Source organism: Helicobacter pylori, assembly GCF_014496485.1.
GTDB lineage: Bacteria > Campylobacterota > Campylobacteria > Campylobacterales > Helicobacteraceae > Helicobacter > Helicobacter pylori_DD.
Window position 1 is genome coordinate 1 of record NZ_JACTAX010000022.1, and the last position, 3,270, is coordinate 3,270.

The 3,270-nt window shown below is 35.0% G+C and carries 3 protein-coding genes and 2 pseudogenes; 2 read left to right on the top strand and 3 right to left on the bottom strand.

From position 1 onward, the window contains the following. Positions 1–210: 210 nt before the first annotated feature. The gene (locus tag IC572_RS07590; protein WP_187855752.1) at positions 211–2,193 is read right to left on the bottom strand and encodes a relaxase/mobilization nuclease domain-containing protein; all 1,983 of its coding nucleotides are present in this window, start codon (positions 2,191–2,193) and stop codon (positions 211–213) included. Next, on the bottom strand, positions 2,183–2,527 hold the full coding sequence (locus tag IC572_RS07595; RefSeq protein ID WP_078217180.1) for a plasmid mobilization protein: 345 nt from the start codon (positions 2,525–2,527) through the stop codon (positions 2,183–2,185). Before IC572_RS07595 ends, IC572_RS07590 begins: the two co-directional genes overlap by 11 nt. 202 nt (positions 2,528–2,729) lie before the next feature. Here IC572_RS07595 and IC572_RS07600 point away from each other — a divergent pair, with 202 nt between their 5' ends. Further along, positions 2,730–3,011: a jhp0828 family protein gene (locus tag IC572_RS07600; protein WP_000917053.1), complete on the top strand. Its 282-nt coding sequence runs from the start codon at positions 2,730–2,732 to the stop codon at positions 3,009–3,011. 8 nt (positions 3,012–3,019) lie between these two features. Then, positions 3,020–3,142: pseudogene (locus IC572_RS07605) on the top strand (type II toxin-antitoxin system mRNA interferase toxin, RelE/StbE family); the annotation flags it as partial. 58 nt (positions 3,143–3,200) lie between these two features. On the opposite strand, the pseudogene IC572_RS08040 reads toward IC572_RS07605, so the two are convergent. Next, positions 3,201–3,270 (bottom strand): annotated as a pseudogene (locus tag IC572_RS08040) (RNA-guided endonuclease InsQ/TnpB family protein); the annotation flags it as partial.

Sequence of the window (3,270 nt, forward strand, 5' to 3'; positions counted from 1 at the left end):
TTGTCAAATTGAATGACAATCAAATCCAAATCTCAATCCAAGATGTGGACAAGCCTGAGAAACTGCTCAAACCTTTCATCGCTAAAAATGAGAAACATTTGAAGAATTGGTTCAAGAAATACTACAGATAAAAATCTTATATTCTTTCATTATTACTCCTTATAATTTTTTAATGTTTTTTAGATTATAACACAGCTATCAATAATGCAATTACCGCCCATACCCACGACTATAACTTCTGCTATTTTCTATTTTTTGATTGTGTTCTCTAATCTTTCTATCCAGCTGTGTTGTTTTTGCATAAAGCTCTCTTGTTTCTTGCTCCATTCGCCTTGAAAGTCGCTCATCTGTTCTTTGAAAGAAGTCTCTAATTCGCTCTTTTGCGTTTCTGTAGATGTCTTTAATTGCGTTAATTGCGTCTCGTGTTCTTGCATAAAGGTTGTGTAGGATTGCTCTAGCTCTTGTTTGAGAGTTGTTTCTAAATTCTCTAATTGTGCCTGTAGTGTCTTGTATTGAGCTTGTGAAGTCTCTTGCTCTTTGATTTGAGCGTTCTGTAATTCTTGTTGTAAAATCTGTTCGCACATTGTCTGTAAATCGTTTTTGAGCGAGACTTCTTTCTGTTCTAAGGTTTGCATTAATTGATTCAATTCGGCCCTCTCTGCTCTCTCTAAAGCTTGAAATTTGGCTAATAGTGTGTTGTGCGTTTGGGATAGCGTTTCGTAGCTCTCTTTCAAGTTCAAGGTTTCTGTCTCTAATTTCAAGTAATCGTTGCTTAGTTTTTGAAATTCTGCTGTAACTTTCTCTAGCTTGATCAATAGCTCGTTTCTGTCGTTCTCTAAACTCTCTATTTCGCTGTTCTTTGCTTGCAGTAAGCTCTCTTTCTCGTTCTGTAAGTTCTCTACTTCGTTGATTAAAGCGTTCTGTAGCTTGTTTAAATGTTCGTTCTGCATTTTTTCTCCTTATTTCTTGGTCGGTATTGGTTGGTAAAATCTTTGCAGATTGGCGTTGTCTAATTGGTCTATTCGCTGTTTGAGTTGCAAATTTTCTTTCCGTAAAAGCTCTAATTCCTTGTCCTTGCTGGGTAGAATGATGAGAAAGTATGCCCCCACTAATATTGCCCCCATGATGACTAATCCCATGATGAAAGTTAGGGGCATTAGTAAGGATTTCTTGGCTAGGTTCTTGTGGATTTGTTTCTCTAGCTCTTGTAGTTTCGTTTGCATGGTTTTGTTGTGTTCTTTGTTGGCTGTCTCTAATTTTAGGTAGCTGTTCTTTAGGTTCTCTTGGGTCTTTTGAAGTAGATTGATGTAATTTTTTATAGTATTGCTGTTTGTATTCAATGTGTCTGTGTAGCTTGTTTTCAAGCTCTCGCAAAAGTTCTGCATGGTTGTCGTTAGTTGTGTGAGAATTTGAGCGTTCTCTTTGGCTTTCTCGCTGTCTAGCTTCACTAAGTTGCTCTCTAATGTCTGCAATAGTTCTGAATGTTTCATGGTAGTAAAATCCTTTCAATCGTTTGGCTTTTTGTTGGTTAGGGAGCTTGACACTGATATAATCCTTGCCTTGTCTAGTAACTTCACACTGATTATCTTTTAAAAAATTGATGATGTCATCTCGGCTGTTAAATAGCTTTCCTAAGTTGTCTTGTATGAGCTTGTCTAGTTTTTCATAGGTTGCTAAAAGTTCTTTATTTTGGGGGTTTTTAGTTTGGTGTTGTTGTATGTTGTGCTGTTTTTCTAGGTCTTTGGGGTTTGTAAAGACATGTTTTAGATTGATACAATCTTTCCAAGTATCAATACGTTTTAAATCCACTTTGTGATAGTAAGGGTTAAACGCTTTCTGTCTCCCTAAGTCAATTTTGGGTATAACAAAATTCAACTCCAAACGCCCCTTGTCTGTGTGTTCTACCCATAAAATATTGTAGCGATTTTGCATGCTTTCTGTGAGTAGGGCATTTTCAAAGCTTTCCATAAGTTCGTATTTTAAACTCTCATTAATATTTGACTCTTCAAAGGATAAGCACCCTACGCATGCCTTGTGTTTTTGAGTAAGAGAGAGTAAAAGGCTTTTAGTTAGATTAGCATCGCCCTTTAAAACTTTGGCTGTGCCTTGTTCTACTCTTTCATTAAGCAAGTAATTAACGCTCCCATCACCATCACCGCCCCCTTGATTAGTCCCCCAAAATTTAACCAACATACTTGGATCTTAGTTGTTCTAATTGGTAACTGATTTCTATGAGTTGTTCTAAACCTAATCTATCCCATGCCCCCTTATTAGTGTTGAGACATTTAGCGATCTGATTTAAATTGTTTCCCCACTTAGCTAATTCAATAACTAGTTCTTTATTAGCGATCGCTTTTTGTTTTTTAGATTTTGTTGGAGTTTGTGAGTTTTGAGTTAAAAGGGAGTTTAAAACCAATTGAGAAAAGTTTAAATTTTTTTCTTGCATTTGAGTTTGGATAGTTTGCCATTCTGTTTGTGATAATCTTAAAATTTTTGTAATCGTTTTTTTTGTAACAAGCTTTTCCATGTTTTTTTGGCTATCCCTTAATATGAATATGATTTAGGGGGGGTCAAGGGGGGTTTGCCCCACTGCGAGCTAAAGCGATTTTATATCGCTGTCCATTTGTATATACAAAGGGTATGCTCGCCCTATTATTTTTATTTTAGCATGGATTTGGTTAATTTAGATATAATGGGGTTATTATGATTGATTGAGTTAAGGAAATAAGATGTTAAAAAATGTAGAAATGGGGGCTAATTTTTATAAAGAGCTTGGCAAATTAGAAAAACAATTAGCTAAATATCAAAGTAAAGTTTTAGAAATTAAAAAACAAATGAGAGAGATTAAAAAGCAATATTCTCAAGCTAAGAAAGATGAGAATTTAGCTAGTAAATATATTCCTAATGATGAGTTAAAAAAAGATTTATTAGATATTGATAATCCTAATACGACTGAAAACTTTAAGCCTAAGAATGCTAGTGAAATTTGGCAATTCGCTCTTAATTCTTAGGAGCTTGAATGCTAGAGATTGAGTTAAAAAAGAAATTCACTAAGGATTTAAAAAAGCATATTTTAAATCAAAAAATTGAGTTAGAAGTGTTTGACTTAGTGGTTGAAAATTTAAGAAATCAAATTCCATTGGGTGAAACCACCCCTTGCTAAAGCAAGGAGCTTCCTAACTAAAGCGCCCTAATGGACACTAACACGAAAGGCTTTGTTCTTTAAAGTCTGCATGGATATTTCCTACCCCAAAAAGACTTAACCCTTTG

Coding starts and splice junctions, on each gene's coding strand:
- IC572_RS07595 (WP_078217180.1), bottom strand. CDS start 2,527: ATGGAAAAGCTTGTTACAAAAAAAACGATTACAAAAATTTTAAGATTA.
- IC572_RS07590 (WP_187855752.1), bottom strand. CDS start 2,193: ATGTTGGTTAAATTTTGGGGGACTAATCAAGGGGGCGGTGATGGTGAT.
- IC572_RS07600 (WP_000917053.1), top strand. CDS start 2,730: ATGTTAAAAAATGTAGAAATGGGGGCTAATTTTTATAAAGAGCTTGGC.